The sequence below is a fragment of the Paenarthrobacter sp. NPDC090522 genome (assembly GCF_044769225.1).
Lineage (GTDB): Bacteria > Actinomycetota > Actinomycetes > Actinomycetales > Micrococcaceae > Arthrobacter.
This window is the reverse complement of the sequence record NZ_JBIVXL010000026.1, coordinates 30,171-48,535: the sequence shown is the minus strand read 5'-3', so window position 1 is coordinate 48,535 and position 18,365 is coordinate 30,171. Positions and strand designations below refer to the sequence as shown.

The following is an 18,365-nucleotide window of genomic DNA, read 5'->3' as shown; positions in this document are numbered from 1 at the left end:
ACGACGAGCGCGAGGCCAGCCACAGCACGGGCAAGCCAGGGCAGCCCCCAGGCACCACCCACCAAAAACGTCACGTCCCCCCCAACAAACACAACGACTTAGCCGGGCCGAGTCATCACAGAAACACAGAAACACAGAAACGGTAGGAAGGCCGGGGGAAGGGAGCGAGGGGCAAGGGCACGAAGAAGCGCGGAGCCTATAGAGGTTCCGCGCTTCCGTGTTTCCGTATTTCTGTGTTTCTGTATCTCCGTGACTAAAGGCTGTCGATCCAGTCCCTAATCATGGGATTCATCTTCTTCCCCGTCTCGACGCTTTTCAGCAGCAGCTTCTTGTGCTGTTCCTCCGTAATGTCCACGGTGAGGCGCTTGGAGAATTCTTTCTCCGTGGACGTGAACGACTGGTCAATAACGGTTTTGGCCGTCCGGGCTGGCTTGGGGGATTTGGCCGACTCCTGGGGCTCTGCCGCTTTGGGCGGGGGAGCCATGCGGGCTGCCAGGCTTTCCTTACGCGTTGACGCCATGGTGAACCTCCAGAAGATCGGCGGTCACCTGGGCGTAACCGAAGTCGTTTGCGGGAATCGTTCCCAGCTCAGCTTTGATTTCCTCGGACAGGGGAATCATGGTGTCCAGGACAGCAACGCCGCCGTTCTCCAGAGCTTCCAGCGCTGCCTTCACAGCAACGGTGTTGCCCTTGTTCCTGACCTGAGTCAAGAGAACCGCGCACAGCTTCCCCTGCGCCTGCGCCGCCTCCCTGGTCGGCCACACCCGCTGAATATCCATGGGGGATGATTCGGTGGGGATCAGGGCAATGTCGCATTCGCGGATTGCCGCGTCGATCATCGAAGATTCGCCGGGGGGCGTGTCGATCACGACGTGCTCGTATCCCGCGCTGAGGCGTTCGAGCAAGCGCACGTTGACCACTTCTGACTTGAAGGGCAGTTCCTCGCCTTTGGCCTGCAATTCGTCGCCTGCCGTCATGGCCCAGCCTGACGCAGAGCCCTGGGGATCGCCGTCGCACAAGACTGTTGATCCGTGCTTGGACAACTCCAAAGCTATGTTGAAGGCCGTAGTGGTCTTGCCCACCCCGCCCTTTGTGTTGATTACCGCAATTTTCATGGCTCCCCCTCGTGGATACAGATTTCTGTGTTTCTGTGCTGCTTCCAGCGTTACACGGAAACACAGAAAACTGTGTTTCATTGTTTCCGTGTTTCTGTGTTTATTTCTTGCCTTGGTCCAGGTGCCCGTATGTCTCGATCAGCGCGTCCTCCAGGACGCTGCTTTTATTCGCCCGCCGGCCTTTTCTCCGCTGGTCGTTCACGGCTAGGTCTATGAGTTTCATAGCCCGGGCCGTTAGTCGGTAGGTGCGTGGTGTTGTCTCGATTTTCACCAGGTCGTCGGCGGGTTCGTCACCCTCGGTTGGCTGGGGCTCCACGGCCATTGCCTGTCCTCCTGTAGTTACTTCTTCTTGGGCGTCTTGGCGTCAAAGGTGGTCAGGCTGACCGCTGCGAACCGGTGTCCGCCGGGGCCGCCGGGCGGGTAGGTCTTGCCAACCTGGTCGCGGATATAGGCGTCTACGTCTCCGCCGAAGTCCTTGTTGATCCGGCGCAGCAGGTTTGAGGCGTTTTCGCCGCCCTTGCCGAAGATGGACATTTGCCGCCCGTTGTCCAGCGTCACGTCTATCTTGATGCGCTTGTTCTTGTGGGCCTGGCTCCGGGCAATGCTCTGGGCCTGCCGTTTGAGGGCTGCCATGCCCGTTTCCGTGGCCTTGTCGTCTCCTGGCGGCATGGCAACGCGCATGTGCTTATCGCCGTTCTTGTTCGCCCATTTACGGTTCCGGTACTTCTCGGGGATTTTGTCCGTGTACCGGCCTACCCGTTCGGGTTCGGGCGTCTTGACCGGGGCCAGCTCGCGGCCTGTCTTGGGGTCCACACGGCGGGGTGCGTCTGGGGTTTCCTTGGCCCGCACGGGCACCACGTGCCCGTCCTTGGCGCGGCGGCGTTCGGGCTGCCTGGTCACGGTTCCTTGGGTGTCCAGTTCTTCCAGGGCACCCCGGAAGCTTTCGCCCTTGCTTTCGCCGCTGAGAAGCTTTCCGATCATGCGGGGGGAGCGGCCCAGGAAGTCGGCCATCTCAGACCGGCTCAACTGCCGGGTGTCCATGATGTTCCGCACCATGTCACTGATCGATCGCCGCCCTTCCGGGCCTACGTCAATGGGTTCAGACATTCGCGTTTTCCTCCCACACCTGGCTCTTGTCAGCCTTCTCGGCCTTCTTCTTCAATGCCTCGCGTGCCTCCAGCGTCTCCGGGGTCTTCATGCGGCCCTTGGTGAAGCCTTTGAGGCGCAGGCGGCCCACCATGCCATCGTCTGCCCCGCCGAACTCCACAGGGGCGGCCCAGCGGGGCAGGGAGGTCGTGTAGATGGCGTCAGTCTCGATGCCGATAAGGGTGCGGGGATCGACGTTCAGCGCCCCGGTACGGTGCCCGGACTTGGTTTTGGCGTCCAGGACGTTCGCCCGCGCCCAGCCCCACACCTGCGCGGCCAGCTCCGGGTGATAGAACGTCTGGTCGTCCTCGGACAGCCCGGCGCGGGAACGGTAGCTGAACTGCCCGTCCGGCAGCTCGCGCAAGGTGCCCATGGCTTCCGCCGGTACGCCGTCGATGGAATCGGCAATCATCATCGTGTCCTGGCCGCGCATGGCGAATCGGCCAATGCCGTGCAGCAGGATCGCCCGCAGGGCCGCCATGGCGGCGTCCAGGGCCGTGGGGTCGAAGTTCTGGCCGTAGCCCCGGTCTACCTCGGCACGGAGGCGGATAACGCGGTCCGCGAAGGTATCCAGGGGCCGCAATTTCTCGGTGAACTGCAACGCTTCCAGGGGCTCGATTACCCAGCCACGGTTAGCGGCCACGATCAGCTCACGGTGATCTGCCCAGGTTTCGTTCCGGGAGCCGGGACGGTTGGGGTAGAGCCAGGTGTCACGGTTCGTCTCGTCGCGCATACCCAGGATGCCGATGTGGTTCCAGTCCTGGGGGACTGTGAAGCGTACGCGGTAGCGGGCCTTGGCATAAGGGCTCTCGTGCCAGAGGTCGGCTGCAGCGGCCTGTTTCAGCTCGCGGACCGGCCCAACGCCGAGTTCCTTGCACACCGAGGCGTACATGAATCGGCCATCAATCACTGAGAAGCTGTCAATCGTGGGCGTCTGCTTCGGGTCAATCAGGGGAACGCAATCGGGGTGCTTGGCGGCGTAGTCGCCAGCCACCAGGTGTTCAATGTGTCCCTGGCCGGAAGTCTGGTGAATAAGATCCGCAATCCAGCCATCCAGCGCCGGGGGATCGAAGTTCTGTGTCACGCCGAAGCCCCAGAGGAACGCGCCCGTTTTACCGGCGCTGCGCATGGGGGAGAGCTTGGGCTCAACTTTGGCCAGGAAGTGCGACAGCACGCCCCACGCCTTGTTCGCCTGTTCCGGGTTCACCGGCACGGACCCAAACCAGTTGGAAGCCAGGCCAACCGTGACCGTGTACCCGGTGACCGTGTGGCGGTACCGGGCAGTTACGTTGGACGAGTCGATCCAGTGGTTGCCGTGTTCCCAGCCAACAGTTTCCGCGGTTGCCCAGTGTCCGCCGCTCTTGGCGGGCTTCAAGCCGCCGCCGGTCAGCAGTACCATTTCGGCGCCCTCGTTCGCGGCCGTTTCCAGAATGTCCAACAGGGAAGGGTTGACCGTGCGCCGGCCACCCATGGCCGGATTTACCTTGTGCCCACGCGAGGTATAGCCAGTGCCGCTTTTGGAATCCAGCCACAGGATGCGCAGCGGTTTGGTGGGGTAGACCTTGGGACGCAAAACTTCCTCCTTGCTGAAGACTTCAACACGAAAAATATTACACATTGTAATTTTTTGGGCAAGCTCCGGCCCGGCGTGTTGCACAGAAACACAGAAACACGGAAACACAGAGTCGCGTAACCGGGCCTGTAGATGCCAGGAAGGGCAGGGATGCAGCTGCATCCCTGCCCTTCCTGGTGATTTCCTTTGCCGTGGTTACGAGCCGTCCGCCCTGGGGTCGATGGGCGGCAGTTCGCCGTTGCGGTTGGACGTGATGGCACCGGGGGAGCGGCGCAGAATGACGCCTTTGAAGCCCTTGCGCTGTGTGCCCTCGCTGACGATTTCCACGCGCCCACCAACTTCGACTTCCAGCACCAGTTCCAGAGCGCGGGCGAAATTCTGTTTGAACTTACCTATGGAGGAATCAGAACCGAACTGATTGTGGAGCTGTTCCCAGGTGATGCGGGTTTCAAGCCTGGGGGACCGTTCCAGCGTGTAGAAGCGCGAGGAAAGCCAGATGAAAATATCCATTGCCATAGGGGATTTCCCCTTGGCGAGCTGCGCGTATTTCGTGAGGTCTATGGGCCTCGTCCGGTCGGACATGATGGAGCTAAACAAACTTTCGCTGATCCTCACGGTTGAAGTCAGTAATCCGTCATCGTCCAGATGTTCTTTGCGAACGTCAATCCAGAGCTGTGCCGTGTCGGCAACGACGTACTGGCCTTCCGTAATTTTCAGCTGCCCTTCGCCTCTTTCGACGTTCGAAAAGGCGACAGTTGCGCGAAGCAAAGCGCGGAGCTGATTCACAACATCACGCGCATTTACGCCTGAGGCAGGAATACCAGCCGCCTTGGCAAAGGAGCGGAATGAGGAACCAATGACAATATCCCGGCTGCCGCTGCGCTTTACCTCCGTCATGAGGTACAGCAAGGCGGCCCGGGCATGTTTCCCATAGGGCACAAAACGCTGCGCTTTACCCTCATGGTCGATGAACTCACCAGCGGTAATGGAAAGCCTGGCTGATCCGTTCGTGCGAACCCAAAACGGCTGATCCGGTTTGCGGTAGGGGAGTGTCATGTGGACGAACTCCACGGGCAGATACCCAGTGTCGCCGTCGGGGCCGAAGCGCATGATTTTAGCGTCTGATTCGGCGTCTTCCGACGTTGAGAGCTGTGGGTCTTCGATCTCTGTTTCCGCGTTGTGATCGGGGGTGGAAATGGGTACGGTCATGCGTGAACCTCCTAGGCTTCCTTGAAACGTCGCTAGGGGGTTTAGACCCTGGTCACTGTTAGCGCAGTAGGCCAGGGTCGCCTTTTTAAAGGCGAATCCCCCGTGGTTTGCCCCACGGTAACGGCAACGACCGTGGCAAACAAGTCATAAGACACGTGTCTGTGAATAAGTCCCTTCAGAGGCTCCAGAATCGTTTCTCCCGGCCTAACTCCCCATTTTGGCTATAGAGGCTTGGATTTAGGCGAGCTAGAGCCGTAGGCGAGCGCACAGGGCTTCTCAGCCCGTGGGGTGACAAGTAGCGCGTGCCGGCCACGCGTGCTTTTCAGTGGCAAGCATGCGACGAAGGAGCATGTGCGGCAGCACGTAGCGCGAAGCAGCCCAGGAAGGAGCTGCTGGTAGCAGCGCGAGTTTTCCACAGCGCTCTCGCGCTCACGCGTTACAAAAGGTGAGTTAACCGGTAAGAGCTTAAGGAAGAGTCTTAAGGGGCAAAGTTATCCACAGGCCCTACTTCCCATACGGGACAAGGGAAGTAGGCGTATCGAGGACGGGTTGAGCTTACCCAAATATCACGCGAGTTTACCCAAATATCACGCGAGTTTACCCAAATATCACGCTTTGAAGGTCGGGAAGCTCTGAGCGTACCCAAATATCACACCACTCAAGAGGGCTTGCCGGGCTGACCCAGAAGTGCCACAGAAGTGCAAGTCAATCAGGGTGAAACGCGCGAGTTTACCCAAATATCACACCTCCAGAAACACGGAAACACGGAAGTCTGTGGGTGGATGCCGTGGTGGGCCTGCGTTAGGGCTTGCCTGTTGAGTCCAGGATTTCGATTCGTAGGCCCTCGCGGTGGGCGCGGAGGATGGCGTGCTGGAACGCTGAGACGTGCATGCCGTAGCTCGGTGCGGTCACGAGTCCTTTGGCTGCCAGGGTGGCGAAATACTCCTGGTCTGGCATGACGATTTCGATGGTGGTGGTGAGTCTGGTGAGTTCGTCCATGAAGTGCATGCCGTAGCGTTCCTGGGCGCGTTCGGTGACCTCGTGGAGGTTGCTTAGATCGGTGACGTTCGCGAAGTCCTCCATGAGTTCTTCCAGGAGGTCTTGCCGGTGCCAGAGCCGGAAGCAGAGCAGGGCGTATTCGACGTGGGAGGCGTGGGTTTCTTGCCATGCCAGCAGTGCACGTTCGGCTTCCTCGGTCACCGCTTTTTCGGCGGTGATTTCTTCGGCTGAGACGCCGAAGAACTGGCCGTATTCGGCGGTGGTTATGCCGATGGCTTTGGCGAGGAAACCGAACGTGCGTCTATTCATGGGCGATTGTGTGAATTGGGGTCGAGGATGGCAACGGCAGCGTCCAGGTAGGCGTTGCGTGTGGCGGGTGCGAGGCGGTCAAAGCGGATATCGCGGCCACGGTCCAGCTCAGCGTCCCACGGCACAATGACGTAGGTCGAGACGCGGCCTTTCAGGAACTCGATTATCTCGTCCAGGTCTTCCGGGGCGGTGGTGTGGGTCTTGTTCACGATCGCTACCGATGCGCGTACTTTTTCCCCGAATCCGGCGCGGATCAGGTAGTCCATGGTGGCGAACGCGTTCCGGGCGTTGTCGATCTTTCCCATCATGGAAAACACGTAATGGTCGGCAACGTCAGCGGCCACTTGGACGGTGCTGGTGCTGGCGTCTCCTTCGATGTTGTTTCCGGTGTCGATCAGGACGTGCGAGAACGACGGGGAGACGAGTTCGTACAGGCGGCGCAGCTCGGGAGCTGTCAGAACCTTGGTGTCGTAGGCGCGGTTCTGCGAGGGCAGCACGTCGAACTTTTCGGGTTGGGCGTGCAGGTACGGGGCAATCAGTGCTGGCGGAACGAAAGTGCCGCTGGGGTTGTCCTTGGTGTAGGCGTCCAGGACGTTGAGCAGGTCGCGCACTGTGGCGTCGTGTGACTGCCGCCGGCCTTTGTCCCCGAGCGTGCCGTGGTTGTCGTTGCCGTCCAGGGCGAGGATCTTATGGCTGGTGAGCGAACCGATGATTGCGCCGATGTTGTAGAGCGTGGTGGTCTTGCCGCCGCCGCCTTTGGAGTTCATGAAGGCCCATGTGACAGGGGTTTTCGCGGGAACGGCTTGCAGGGTTTCGACCAGGCGGGCCCTGCGTGCTTCGGCGCGGGAGGCGGGCAGGCGCAGCATGCCGCCCGACATGCGGTTCAGTGTCCCGTTGAAGCCTTCGCGGGCGATCACGGCACCTTGGGAAGCGCGGGGCCGCTGGCCGAAACTGGCCGTCTCATAGCTCGGCTGCAGTTCGGGTGTCGGGGCCGGGGCAGCCGGTGCCTGGTTGAGTGTGGCAACGAATGCCTGGGCGCTGGGGCTGGGGGTATCCGGCGCTGGAGCTGCTGGTGCCTGGGCGCCTGTTTCAGGGGTTGTTTCCGCCTCGGCGGCCGCCGCGTGGGCAGCCTTCCGCGAGGGTACCGGCTCCGCTGTAAGGGGCTTGGTTTCCACGCGCTCCACGCCGCCGTCCGGGTCGATTAGTACCACCTCGGCCATGCCTGAATGGTGGTCGTCAATGACGGTCCGCACGGCGTTGTCTTCACGCTTGGCAATCTCGGTCACGCGCTTGATTGCCGTGACGTACAGCCCGTTCCGGTCCCTGCCGTCCAGGTCGTAGGACTGGTTTCCGACAGCGTACGAACCGGCCCACTGGCCGCCCGTGTTCTTGATTGTGACTTGCACTGTTTGCTCAGTCATGCTCAGGTTCCCCCGTAGTTGATGTGTTGTGCCGTTGCAGTAAATAGGCTCTGAGTTCGGTTTTGGCAGTGATCCAATGACGATCCATACGGAAGCCTGGCAGTCTGCCTTCGGCCAGCATCTTGCGCACGGCAGGTTCTTTCAGTCGCAGCACTTCGGCAAGTTCCGCGGGCGTCATTACGTCCGGGAAACGCGCTAGAAGCGCGTCGAGATGTTCGTCAATTGACATCAGTTAAGTACCTTCCATACCATCAAAGCCTATAAACACACGTCAACGTGCGTCAACACACGTAGACAACCGTCAACGTTCGTGCAACGATCAAGTTGGGGCTGACAGTCGCCAGCGCCTATTGAATCAGCTTCACCGTCGTACCGCGCCGTTAAGATGGGGCGCGGCCATACAAAATCCATCGTTTAGAGAAAGTTAGGTGCATCACATGTTTGACCTTCGCGCAGTAGGGGACTGGATCGAAGGAAATGTTTTCTTCGTGCTTTTCGTCATTGCCGCAGCATCGGTTGCGGTCGGCGCAATCAACCAGAAAGCACGTGCCGCCATGCTGACGTTCAGCCTGGCAATGCTCGCTCTGCTTTTGGTTGTGGTGGCCCGGAATTACAACTCCATCATTAACTGGTTCCAGGGCTTCTTCACGGCGTAGCCATGAGATTTGTTTCCGACGATGACATTAAGCGCATCGACCGGCGGTATCTCGGCCCCAAGGGCAAACTGCTCATTATCCGGACCAGTTACCGGAACTGGGGAATAGCCATTGCGGTCACCGTGGGAATTGTCTTCCTGTGGATGTTCCTGGGACTGCCCGCAGACAAGTGGCTTATCGCGATAGCTGCCTTCGGTGCGATCTTCCTGATTGTTGCCATTCAGCGCTATTTGGTGGACGAGGTCACACTCTTTTCCACCGCCAAAATGCTCTACAACGAGGCGAAAGCACCACACGCGGAACACCTGGGGAAACCCGAAAGCGTGTTCATGGGCATGTACGTCCAGATTCACCAGGACGGCACACCCCAGCTCGCCACACCACTGCAACGGCAACGATTCGAAGCAGACGAGAAGTTCGACAAAAACCTCAGGGATCGACTGGCTAAAAAGCGCTACGAACCCTACCTGGACTAGTAAGGACCGGAATGAAGCTCTTCAAAGGGGAACCCTCCCAGGACGTGCTGAGCGCCTTCGAGGAGAAGACGAAAAAACGGGACAAGCAGCGGGAAAAAAAGGCACCGCGCACGGTCAAGCAGAAGCGTGAAGAGTTCATCAAAGAGCTCTACGCCGCATCAGGCCGGGACGTGACGAGTGCCAGGCGTTGGGCATCACTGTTCCGCCAGACGTGGAAGTGGGACGACGCCAACGAGCGGGGCCGCAAGAGCAACAGCGTTTCGGAGGTCCGAGCCCTCGAACGTGGCCTGGAACAGGCCGTGAAGCAGGTGGAGACGCCGAACGATCTGAACTTGCGGGCCGTGGTGGGAAACCTGACCCTGGGTGCGACGGGTGTTTTCGCCTGGTTCACCCTCCGGGCACGGACCCAAGGCTTTGCCCCTTTGGAGACGATTGAGGACGCGATCCTTTCGGATGCCGTGGCCTATTCACAGTTGGCCGGGCGGACCATCAAAATCCGCACCACCAACCGCCCTTACTCGCCCGACGAATGGGCGCGGGCGACCTACGAGGACGCCCACGAACACGGCAAGCCGCTGCCCGCGTTCAACGACTACCTGGCACAGATGCAGGACCACCTTTTCGATTCCAGCTTTGAAGAAAAGTGGGTCTACGTCGGTGTGCAGCTCGCCGGATTCCTCCGCTACCCCTCGGACCTCCAGCGGGAAGCCCGGTTCTACGCGGACGAGGCCGCGACCCTGGCTGACAAACTGGCCGCCAGCAGCCTCCGCGCCCGCCCGGCCTCGCCGGTATCCATGCAATGGCTCCTGGAGAAGTCCCTGAAACTCGGGCTGCCGGTGCCTGAAATCGGCCCGGTAGGGGACTACGGGGCCGAAGATATGGCCGAGCTGGCCGAAGGTGCCTTGTGGACGCATGACCCGGTGAGCAACAGCATCACCGTAACCGCCCGCGTTGCCGGGGAAGCGGCACCGATCACCAGGCACGTGCGCGTGCTGACCCTGGGGCGCATCGGCCCGCAGGAAATCCCGCAGGACTACGCCGCCGGATGGATGCAAAAATCTGACCGGCTGCCCTTCCCCGTCGAGTGGGCCGCCACGGTGGAAATCAAGGAACTCAAATCCACCAAAAAGGAAGTTGAATCCTCCCTGCTGACCATCCGCGATCAGTGGGACCACTACGTGGAAGACCACGATATGCAGCCGCCGCCCACCTTGGAACGGCAATACGACCTGGTGCGACAGATTGACTCGGACCTGGACACCGAACACGGCGGCGTCGAAAACCGCTCCAAGGGCTGGTACCGGGTGGCCCTGAGCGCCGATTCCATCGAACAGCTCGACGCCCGCACGGCTGAGTTCGCCAGCTTCTACGGCGAAGGTGTCTTCTCCTGGATTCCCAAGCGGGGCCAGTACCACAACGCCCGCGAGTTCATCCCCGGTGAGCCCCTGAGCGACAAGGCCCACTCACGCCGCCTGAACATGGCTTTCCTGGCCGCCGGTATCCCGCAGGGCACCGCCGAGATTGGCGACAAGTGCGGGGCAATCATCGGACCTACCGCCGGTAACGCCGCCCGCGCCGTGGCCTGGGACATGTTTGCCGACATGGAACGCCGCCATAAGTCCGGCCTCGCCATGCTCGTGGCCGGCCTCGGCGGCGGTAAGACTTTCCTGGCCGCCTGGCTGCTGTACCAGGCTGTTCTGTCCGGGGCCTACGGCGTGATCTTCGACCCCTCCGACCGCCTGGGACGCCTTGCCGAGCTGCCGCAGTTGAAGGACTACACCGAGTACGTGAACCTGCTCAACGGCGCTCCTGGCCTGCTCTCGCCGTTCTACGTCGTGGCCGAACCAAAGCGGGACTGGTTCGAGTCCGAAGACCTGTACCGCGAGGCGATCCTGAACGCCCGCGAAGAACGCCGCACGCTCTTTACCGACTGCCTGCGCATGTTCCTCTCAGACCAGAAAGCCAAGTCCGACAACGTGGCCACCGTCATTGAACGTCTGGCCGAGCTGATGCCGATGGAGGCCAACACCCCGCCCGGCATGCTCTTTGACATCCTCGAACGGATCGCCTCAAACAAGGAAGAAACCACTGAGGACCTGCTGCCCGAACACCGGATCGAGGCCCGGAACATGCTGGTCCGTTACCGCAGGCTTTCACGTTCGGCCATCGGCCGTCTGGTGTTCCCGCCCGAAGGAACGCCCGTGCCCTCCCAAGACCAGGACGACAAGCGCCGCCTGATCATCTACACCGTGAACGGCATTGTTCCCGAAGACCGCGAAGGAAACTCCAACCTGGTCTCTGACCGTGACCGGCTGGGAACGGTGGTCTTCACCCTGGCCGCCTACCTCACGCAGGGGCAGATTTACCGGGCGAAGCGCCTGGAACGCAAGGTGCTGCTGCTGGATGAATCCTCCGTGCTGCGCTCGATCCCTTCGGGCAAAGCGCTCATGGATAAGTCCTCCACCGACTCCCGCAAGAACAACCTCCGCGTGCTGGCCGTGGGGCAGAATGTCTCCCAGTACGCGGACCAGACCCGCACGAACGCCCTGGACAACCTGGTGGGAGCTGCATTCGTCGGTGCCATGCAGGGCAGCGAAATCGGCCCGGCCCTCTCCCTGGTCAAAGCACCGCAGGGGCAGGGCTACGAAGCCATCATTTCCTCGCTGCGCCCGGCTGAGGACCGCAGGGAAACCAACGCCGGAAATACCCCCGTGGACGACCAGCTCCGGCAGTTCGTGTTCTGGGACGGCGACGGCACCGAAAGGATCTTTGTCGACGCCAACGGACAGCCCGAGTTCAAGGAAATGGCCCAGACCGGCCCCGACCAAATCAGGCTCCAGGAGAACGCGAAACGCCTGGCAGCGGCCATGGAAGCCGCCGCCGAGTCACCGGCCACCGAAACACCGGAAACCGGACTGGAGGACAGCGAGGCACCGCGACGGCTGCGCCGCCAGCCCCGCGAGGAATACAGCGCGGCCTACACGGGGGAGCATTCATGAAATGGCTGAGGAAAGACGGAAACGCTGGAGTGCACAAGGCCCCGGCCATGCTCATTACCCTGGGCCTGGTCTTCGGCCCGCTGCTGTTCACCGCACCGGCAGCCCACGCAGGCAGCTATGACGACCTGACCGGCAGCCCCGGCCAGGAGTGCCGGCCCCAATCCCTCGGCAACGCCGCAGGCTCCGGGTTCCCCGGAATCGTGGACTCACCGCCCGCACCGATTGCCCCGGCCAATGGTTCCCCGGCAGCCGCGGATGCCGCCAACGCCCTCCAAGACGGCGCCAACAAGCGCATCTACCACGTGTACGGCTGGGCCGGATACAACTGGGAAGTCTGCGCCACGGGCGGCCCCGTCAAGGGTGCCGAAGCCCTGGGCAACACCGACGCCTGGAGCGATAACGAGCGCGGTTCAACCATGCTCAAAACCGCCACGGCAGTTGCCGCGCTGAACACCGGCGTTGCCAAGATGGCCGCCCAGCCCGGCGAAGTCATGAAGCCCCTGGACAACATCGTGGCCGACCTTTCCCGGATGCTCCGCGAAGCCCTGGTTGACCTCTGGTTCCCCATCGTCCTGGTAGCCGCCGGGGCCATCGTCGCCGTCAACGCCATCAACGGCAACATGCGCCGGGCTCTGGCCTCCGTAGGGGCCATCCTGGGTTCCATCGTCGCCGTCGCTTATCTGTCCTTTGCCCCCTTGCAGGCCGCGCAGCTCATGGACGGCATTGCCTCGGCAGGACAGGCCGCCGTCCTCCAAAACGCCGCCGCCGTCGCGGGCAAGGAAAACGTGCCCGCAGATGAAACCTGGGGAGTGATCTACAGCGAGGACATTATTTTCCCGCTGTGGGCACAAGGCATCACCGGCTGGAGCGGAGACGATCCGCGACTGAAGCCGAACCTGGAGGCCGAACGCATGGGGCCGACCATCAAGGCAGACCAGAAATTCGACGCCTTCACCCCGACACGGGCCTACCAGATCAGGGCCTACCCCTGGGGCGCGGAAAAGACCGAACAGACCGACAACGACCGACGCGACGCTTGGAACACCATCGGAGAGGCCAGCCAGACCAAGGACGCCCCCACACGGGCCTTCACCGGGCAGGATATGAACCGCACCGGATACGGGGCCATGGCGCTGGCAAGCGTCACGTCCTCGGCAGCGTTCAACATCCCCGCAAACCTGGTCATCTTCGTCTCCCAGATCGCGTTCCGGCTCCTGCCGATTGTCGGCCTCGTGCTGGCCCTGCTGCTGGCCTTTGAACCGACGCGGCCCCTGGCCTACGTCATGGGCCGGTTCTTCCTGGCCTGCCTGGTCAACGGTGTCATTGTCGGCGCTTTCGCCGGGGTCCATCTGGCCATTGTTGGGGCACTGTTCAACTCCACGCTGGGCACCCTGGGGGCGACCATCGCCACCGCGATTGTTTCGGTGATCTTCTTCAAAATCACCAAGCCCGTGCGCTCACTGACCAACACCGCCGTGAGCTTCGGCAAGGGGCTGGCGCGAAGCACCAAGCGTCTGCGCGGCAAGAACAACCAGGGCCAGCAGACCGGCCCGAACGGCAGCCGTCCAGAGACACGCGGCAAGGACCGTTTCAGCCCGCAGGATGGCCGCAAGGTACAGCCGCTTAAGACCACGGCAACGCAGACTCTTATCAACACCGGAACCAAAACCGGGCTGACCGGAGTAGCCACCAAAGCAGCCACAGACACGGCCAAACGTGCAACGCGATTGCCCGGCACCGCAGCAACGGCAGGCTATGCCGATGCCCGCAACACCCGGCCCGGAACAAAGCCTGCCGCAAACACCAACGACGGCACCGGCAAGCAGCGCCAGCGACCCAACCAGCCGGGCGGACAGACACCGGCCCAGAGCCGCTACACGAGCCTGCAACAGGCACAGCGCACGGGAGAAGCCGCACGCTCCCAACGGCGCATGTTTGTCCCCCCAAATGCCGCGCAGGCGGCAACGAAGGCAGCAAGCATGACAGCCGCCGAGAAGGGGGACAGGCCCACGCAGCGGAAGTTCATTCCACCGGCCTCCAGCGCACCGCCCGCACAGTCCGGGAACAGTGAACGCATCGTCGAACCGTTGAAGAACGCAAGGAGCTAACAGACCATGAACCGCATCTTTGAAGCCGGGCTTTGGCTCGACCTGTGGCACCGGATCGGCGGACTTTTCGGCAACATGTTCCGCTGGGTTTTTGGAACCAAACGGCGGCTGTTGACCGTCCTTGTTTGCATCGTCGCCCTGTTCATCGTGTGGAGCTTCGGCAAGCTCGAAAGCCAGCGTCAGGAAGCCCTCGCCGCGCCCGTGGCGACACCCACCCCGACGGCATCGGCGAAGGCATGCGTGAAGCCCAATGCGGCCACGCCCGCCGAACAGGCAGCGGCCAACATTACCGTCCGGGTTTGCCAGTCTCCGGTCTACAACGACCCGCGCCGCAATGCCACTGCGCGGGTGCTGACCATCACCACCGGAAGCGCCACGGGCACGGCACCGGAACCGTCAGTTGTGGAGCGTTTCGGATTCAACGTTCCGAACAGGGTGGAGCAGATTGGCGGGGCGGACCAGCAAGGCGTTGTGACCGTTCTGGCAACCTCGTCCAAGTCGAAATTCCTGCTGGGATTTGCCGATAACGGAACCCTTGCATCGGTGCGCGATATCACCGAAACGCCCGATGTAACGCCAACAGTTGAACCCACTTCCGGGGCAACAAACGGCGCACAGAGCGCCACCACTTCCACGCCCACAGCGACACCAACAGCGACAGGAAAAAAGCCGTGATCGGCGTGGCAAATGGTATCAAGCTGGAGCGAAAGCTAGGCTGATCGGCAAATGCCGGAGGGCATTTGCCGTCAGCCTAGCATAGAGCGACAAGCGTTCGGGGCAAGTTTTAGGCCGTGTCGGAACCCAGGAGGGGGACTGGTGGATCAGAAAGACAAAGAAGCTCTCAGGACGGTTGCCGTCGTGATTATCGTCGCGATTGCAGCCGCATTCTGGGGCGTCTATGCGGGGTGGTTCCCCGAGAAGCTAGCCGCACCCGTCCGGGCTGCTGTGCCCGTCGTTGGGGCGGCGCTGGGGGCGTTGTTCGTGGTTTTCCTCGTCGGGCGTTTTGGCATCAACCGGGCGCGGACCAGGACGCAGCAGCGCAACAGCGTCTTTGCCTCGTTCATGGGATCGAACTGGGATGGCAAGACCGGCGTCTCTGTCTCCAGCGGGCGCGGCGGCACACCCCGCAGGATCGTCGTCAAGCTTCCCGCCTCCCAGCCGCTCTTTGACCCCAAGTTCCAAGAACGCCTCACGCAGGCCGGTAAAGCCCGCATGGGAACCGACCTCGTCACCGCCGAACCTGATCTGTCACGGCACACCATGACGTTCCGGCCCCTGACCGAGAACCAGAAGACCGAGCTGGCAAAGCTCAACGAAACCCAAGAACTTTCGGCGGCCTTCCTGCCGGTCATGGGAAACGACTGGGACCGCCGCAGCGGCATCACCTGGGGAACCGATCCGCGAGTGACCCCCAAGGCCGTCCACGGCTTCACCAAAGTCAAGATCGCCGTCCCCGGCAAGTGGTCCCTGGCGGAGGATGAAATCCGGGACAAGCTCCACCGGATCGCCGCCACCAAGCTCGGCACAACGGACATTGCCGGAACCTATGACGCGGTGGGCAACGTCGCAGAGTTTGCAGTGTACGAAGTCACCGCAGATATGGCCGCAGAGCGCCGCGTGGAGGAACGCGTGGCCGACCTCGAAGACAAGTTCCGGGCGTTCTTCGCCAAGCCTGTCAAGGCGACCGTCACCAAGTGGGACACGGCAACGGGCGAACCGCTGAACTTCACCCTGCAATACGAATCCCAGCGCGGGGACTACCTGGAGTCTTTCGCCCGCAAACTGGAACAGGGCGCAACCGTCAAAATGGGCCGCCGCATGGTGGCAACCCTGCGACCCAAATCCCGCGAAGTGGACTTCGAACCCCGCGCCGAACTTGCCAGCCTCGTTGTGCACCCCGGCGTCTCGCTGTACGAGCAGGACAAGGGCACCAAAACCCTGCTGCATCTGGGCGAAGACATCATGGGTGAAATCGCATCCTGGGAACTCTCAGCCAGCGCCGTGCAACCACACGCAATCTTTGCCGGTGCCACCCGTTCCGGTAAGTCCGCATCCATGCGGAACATCGTTCTAGGGTGCGCCTGGCACGGCATCGAAATGATTCTGCTTGACCCCAAATACAAAGAGTTCGTGGCGTACCAGGGATTCCCCAACGTGCGCAGTATCGCCACCAGTACCGAGAAGATCATCCAAGCCATTGAGTTCGTCCATGACCGCATCATGGAGCCCCGCTACAAGGAAGCCGCCTTGGCCAAACAACAGGGCAAACCGGAACCGGACTTCCCGCCATTCCTGCTGGCCATCGACGAATACATCGTGCTGGTACGCGAGATCAAAGCGTGGTGGAAGGTCAACAAGGAAAAGGGCGACCCCGCCGAACCTCCCGCGTTGGAAATCATGACAAAGATGCTCGTCAAAGCAGCCGGTGCAAACGTGCACATTCTCATGGGCATGCAGCGCATGGACGTTGAGTTCATCCCCGGCGCAGCTCGTGACCAGGTATCGTTCCGGCTGGCCCTGGGCAAGATCAGCCCGGCCCTGGCACAGATGGCCTTTGACAACTACTACGCGGGAGCGGATATGCCGCTGCTGCAAGGGCGCGGCTTGGCCAACCCTGACGGCATCGTGCGCGAAATCCAGGTGTTCAAGATTGACGAACCATCGAACACCGACACCCCGGACCAGACAATCAACAAAGCTTTCCTGGAGAAGGCCCGCGAGCTGGACAAGACAGCGGAATGGATCACCCCGAAGGGCAAGTTCGATACTGACCTTGCAGCGGAAGTGAACTCGTCCCTGCTGCGTGCCGTGGCCGAGGCCAAGACGCCGCCGCCACCACCGGACGCACCCGCCGCCCCGGCACTGGTGGGAGAGCTGGAAATCCCCACCGTCTCCGTTGCCGTCGGTGCCATCGTTCGCGGTGACACCATCCGCACACCCGAAGGAATGATCGGCATCGTGACCGAGGTAGACGAAGTGACCATTGGCGACGAAAGCGGCGTGGAAATCACGGCCCTGTTTGGATCCCAGACCGAAACCGAAACCTACACCGAGGACTCCGTAATCGACCGCGTTGACGTGGTGCCCGATGAACTCACCAAGATCAAGGAGACAGCATGAGCCAGCAACAACACACCACCGCGAGCGCCGCCGTGGTGCTGGGGCAGGACGCCACGGCTAAAGCCGTCGTGTGGGAGTCAGCCCACGCCCCAATCTTTGCCCCGTCAGCCCGAACCGGGAAAGCCAAGCTGACTAACTGACTTCCCTTACGCGAGCGCAACGAAACCACCAAAGACCAAGGAGAGAACATGACCGAACAGCCGAACACCACCGAAGACTTTGAAGCCCGCGCAGCCGAGGAAGCCGCCGCAGCCGTACGCGAAATGGTGGCAGACAAGACAACACTGCTGACCAATTACCTAAGCCTCCAGGCACAGCGCATCACCGCAGAAAGGGAGCTGGAGGAACTGGCGAAAGAACAGTGGGTAGCGTGGCGGGCGCTCACCAGCTCACGCAACGGCGGATTCAGCGAGGCGCAGCTTAAGCGCCAATCCATCATTGCGCCGGCCCCCGTCCCGCGCCGGGACCGTGGCAAGAAGAAGACCACCACCAGGAAGGCCGCGAGCGCGGCCACGAGCCCTGCCGTTGAGCAGCAGCACGAGCAGTACGGCGCAGGGGACAACGGACAGTACGGGGGCTAACCATGGTACGGAACCGCAACTACATGCCGCGTCGGCAGAAGCAGGCGTTGGTGGGGGCCGGTGTGGTGGGTGCGTTGCTGGTGAGTGCCGGTGTGGTGTGGGCGGCCAATCAGCCGCCCGCCCCGGTTGCTGAACCAACGGCCACGCCGAGCGTGGTGGAGAGCAGCGAGGCCCCGGCCCCGGCTCAGACGGCCACGCCTACCCCTACGCCCACGGCGACCGCTGCGGCCCCGGCAACGGACGTGGATACGTCGAAGCCGGAGAAGGTGGCCGAGGCGTGGGCCAGGGCGTACTTCACCAGGGCCACGGGGACGGATACGGCGTACCAGGCCGCGATTGAGCCCTACATTGACCCGTCGTTGCGGGAGTTCATGCGCACCGATGAATACAACATCGACGGCAAGGGCTATCTGGATCAGTCCGAGGGAACCCGCGTGCTGGACGTGAAGATCACCCCGCAGGACGGCTCCGTGGGCATCGACACCCCGGACAGGTGGACGCGGACGGTCACGGTCACTGTCGAGGGCGTGAAGACCGGCAAGAAGGTTGACGTGCCCTACACGCTCACGCTGTTCAAGGCAGATGCGCCGTGGTTCATCGTGAGCGCTCCGAAGACGGTCATTGTCGGCCACTGAGCCAGCACGGAAACACAG

General features: G+C 61.8%; 18 protein-coding genes. 9 read left to right on the top strand and 9 right to left on the bottom strand.

The features are described 5' to 3' along the window. Positions 1–253: 253 nt before the first annotated feature. From ACIQT2_RS22075 to ACIQT2_RS22035, 9 genes are all read right to left on the bottom strand, one after another. Positions 254–520 carry a hypothetical protein gene (locus ACIQT2_RS22075; protein WP_402950908.1) on the bottom strand — a complete coding sequence of 89 codons (267 nt, stop codon included), beginning with the start codon at positions 518–520 and terminating at the stop codon, positions 254–256. Next, the gene (locus tag ACIQT2_RS22070) at positions 504–1,115 is read right to left on the bottom strand and encodes an AAA family ATPase (RefSeq protein WP_402950905.1); all 612 of its coding nucleotides are present in this window, start codon (positions 1,113–1,115) and stop codon (positions 504–506) included. The genes ACIQT2_RS22075 and ACIQT2_RS22070 overlap by 17 nt, the downstream gene beginning before the upstream one ends. 100 nt (positions 1,116–1,215) lie before the next feature. Beyond that, positions 1,216–1,437, bottom strand: coding sequence for a hypothetical protein (locus ACIQT2_RS22065; RefSeq protein WP_402950902.1), 222 nt, complete (start codon positions 1,435–1,437; stop codon positions 1,216–1,218). 17 nt (positions 1,438–1,454) lie between these two features. Then, the gene (locus ACIQT2_RS22060; protein ID WP_402950899.1) at positions 1,455–2,222 is read right to left on the bottom strand and encodes a hypothetical protein; all 768 of its coding nucleotides are present in this window, start codon (positions 2,220–2,222) and stop codon (positions 1,455–1,457) included. Further along, positions 2,215–3,879 (bottom strand): hypothetical protein, encoded by a 1,665-nt coding sequence (locus tag ACIQT2_RS22055; RefSeq protein ID WP_402950896.1) that lies wholly within the window; start codon positions 3,877–3,879, stop codon positions 2,215–2,217. Before ACIQT2_RS22055 ends, ACIQT2_RS22060 begins: the two co-directional genes overlap by 8 nt. Before the next feature lie 150 nt (positions 3,880–4,029). Further along, positions 4,030–5,043: a replication protein RepA gene (locus ACIQT2_RS22050; protein WP_402950893.1), complete on the bottom strand. Its 1,014-nt coding sequence runs from the start codon at positions 5,041–5,043 to the stop codon at positions 4,030–4,032. Positions 5,044–5,844: 801 nt separating this feature from the next. Continuing rightward, a complete protein-coding gene (locus ACIQT2_RS22045; protein WP_402950890.1) occupies positions 5,845–6,351 on the bottom strand; it encodes a hypothetical protein in 507 nt (168 codons plus the stop codon). Then, positions 6,348–7,772, bottom strand: a complete 1,425-nt coding sequence (locus tag ACIQT2_RS22040; RefSeq protein ID WP_402950888.1) for a MinD/ParA family protein — start codon at positions 7,770–7,772, stop codon at positions 6,348–6,350. The genes ACIQT2_RS22045 and ACIQT2_RS22040 overlap by 4 nt, the downstream gene beginning before the upstream one ends. After that, positions 7,765–8,001 (bottom strand): helix-turn-helix domain-containing protein, encoded by a 237-nt coding sequence (locus ACIQT2_RS22035; protein WP_402950885.1) that lies wholly within the window; start codon positions 7,999–8,001, stop codon positions 7,765–7,767. Before ACIQT2_RS22035 ends, ACIQT2_RS22040 begins: the two co-directional genes overlap by 8 nt. Before the next feature lie 208 nt (positions 8,002–8,209). Between ACIQT2_RS22035 and ACIQT2_RS22030 the strand changes: the two genes are divergently transcribed. The 9 genes from ACIQT2_RS22030 (at position 8,210) to ACIQT2_RS21990 (ending at position 18,347) form a co-directional block, all read left to right on the top strand. Beyond that, positions 8,210–8,428, top strand: a complete 219-nt coding sequence (locus tag ACIQT2_RS22030) for a hypothetical protein (protein WP_402950882.1) — start codon at positions 8,210–8,212, stop codon at positions 8,426–8,428. Positions 8,429–8,430: 2 nt separating this feature from the next. Further along, the gene (locus ACIQT2_RS22025) at positions 8,431–8,904 is read left to right on the top strand and encodes a hypothetical protein (RefSeq protein ID WP_402950879.1); all 474 of its coding nucleotides are present in this window, start codon (positions 8,431–8,433) and stop codon (positions 8,902–8,904) included. An 11-nt stretch (positions 8,905–8,915) separates the two neighbouring features. After that, positions 8,916–11,903, top strand: coding sequence for an ATP-binding protein (locus tag ACIQT2_RS22020; protein WP_402950877.1), 2,988 nt, complete (start codon positions 8,916–8,918; stop codon positions 11,901–11,903). Further along, positions 11,900–14,011, top strand: coding sequence for a hypothetical protein (locus ACIQT2_RS22015; RefSeq protein WP_402950874.1), 2,112 nt, complete (start codon positions 11,900–11,902; stop codon positions 14,009–14,011). The genes ACIQT2_RS22020 and ACIQT2_RS22015 overlap by 4 nt, the downstream gene beginning before the upstream one ends. Positions 14,012–14,017: 6 nt before the next feature. Further along, positions 14,018–14,686, top strand: coding sequence for a hypothetical protein (locus ACIQT2_RS22010; protein WP_402950872.1), 669 nt, complete (start codon positions 14,018–14,020; stop codon positions 14,684–14,686). A 141-nt stretch (positions 14,687–14,827) separates the two neighbouring features. Continuing rightward, positions 14,828–17,131, top strand: a complete 2,304-nt coding sequence (locus ACIQT2_RS22005) for an FtsK/SpoIIIE domain-containing protein (RefSeq protein ID WP_402950869.1) — start codon at positions 14,828–14,830, stop codon at positions 17,129–17,131. Beyond that, complete coding sequence (locus ACIQT2_RS22000) at positions 17,128–17,271, top strand: hypothetical protein (protein ID WP_402950867.1); 144 nt, start codon at positions 17,128–17,130, stop codon at positions 17,269–17,271. Before ACIQT2_RS22005 ends, ACIQT2_RS22000 begins: the two co-directional genes overlap by 4 nt. Positions 17,272–17,319: 48 nt before the next feature. After that, entirely contained in the window at positions 17,320–17,712 is a 393-nt protein-coding gene (locus ACIQT2_RS21995) for a hypothetical protein (protein ID WP_402950865.1), read from the top strand. A gap of 2 nt (positions 17,713–17,714) precedes the next feature. Continuing rightward, positions 17,715–18,347, top strand: a complete 633-nt coding sequence (locus tag ACIQT2_RS21990; RefSeq protein ID WP_402950862.1) for a hypothetical protein — start codon at positions 17,715–17,717, stop codon at positions 18,345–18,347. Positions 18,348–18,365 lie beyond the last annotated feature (18 nt).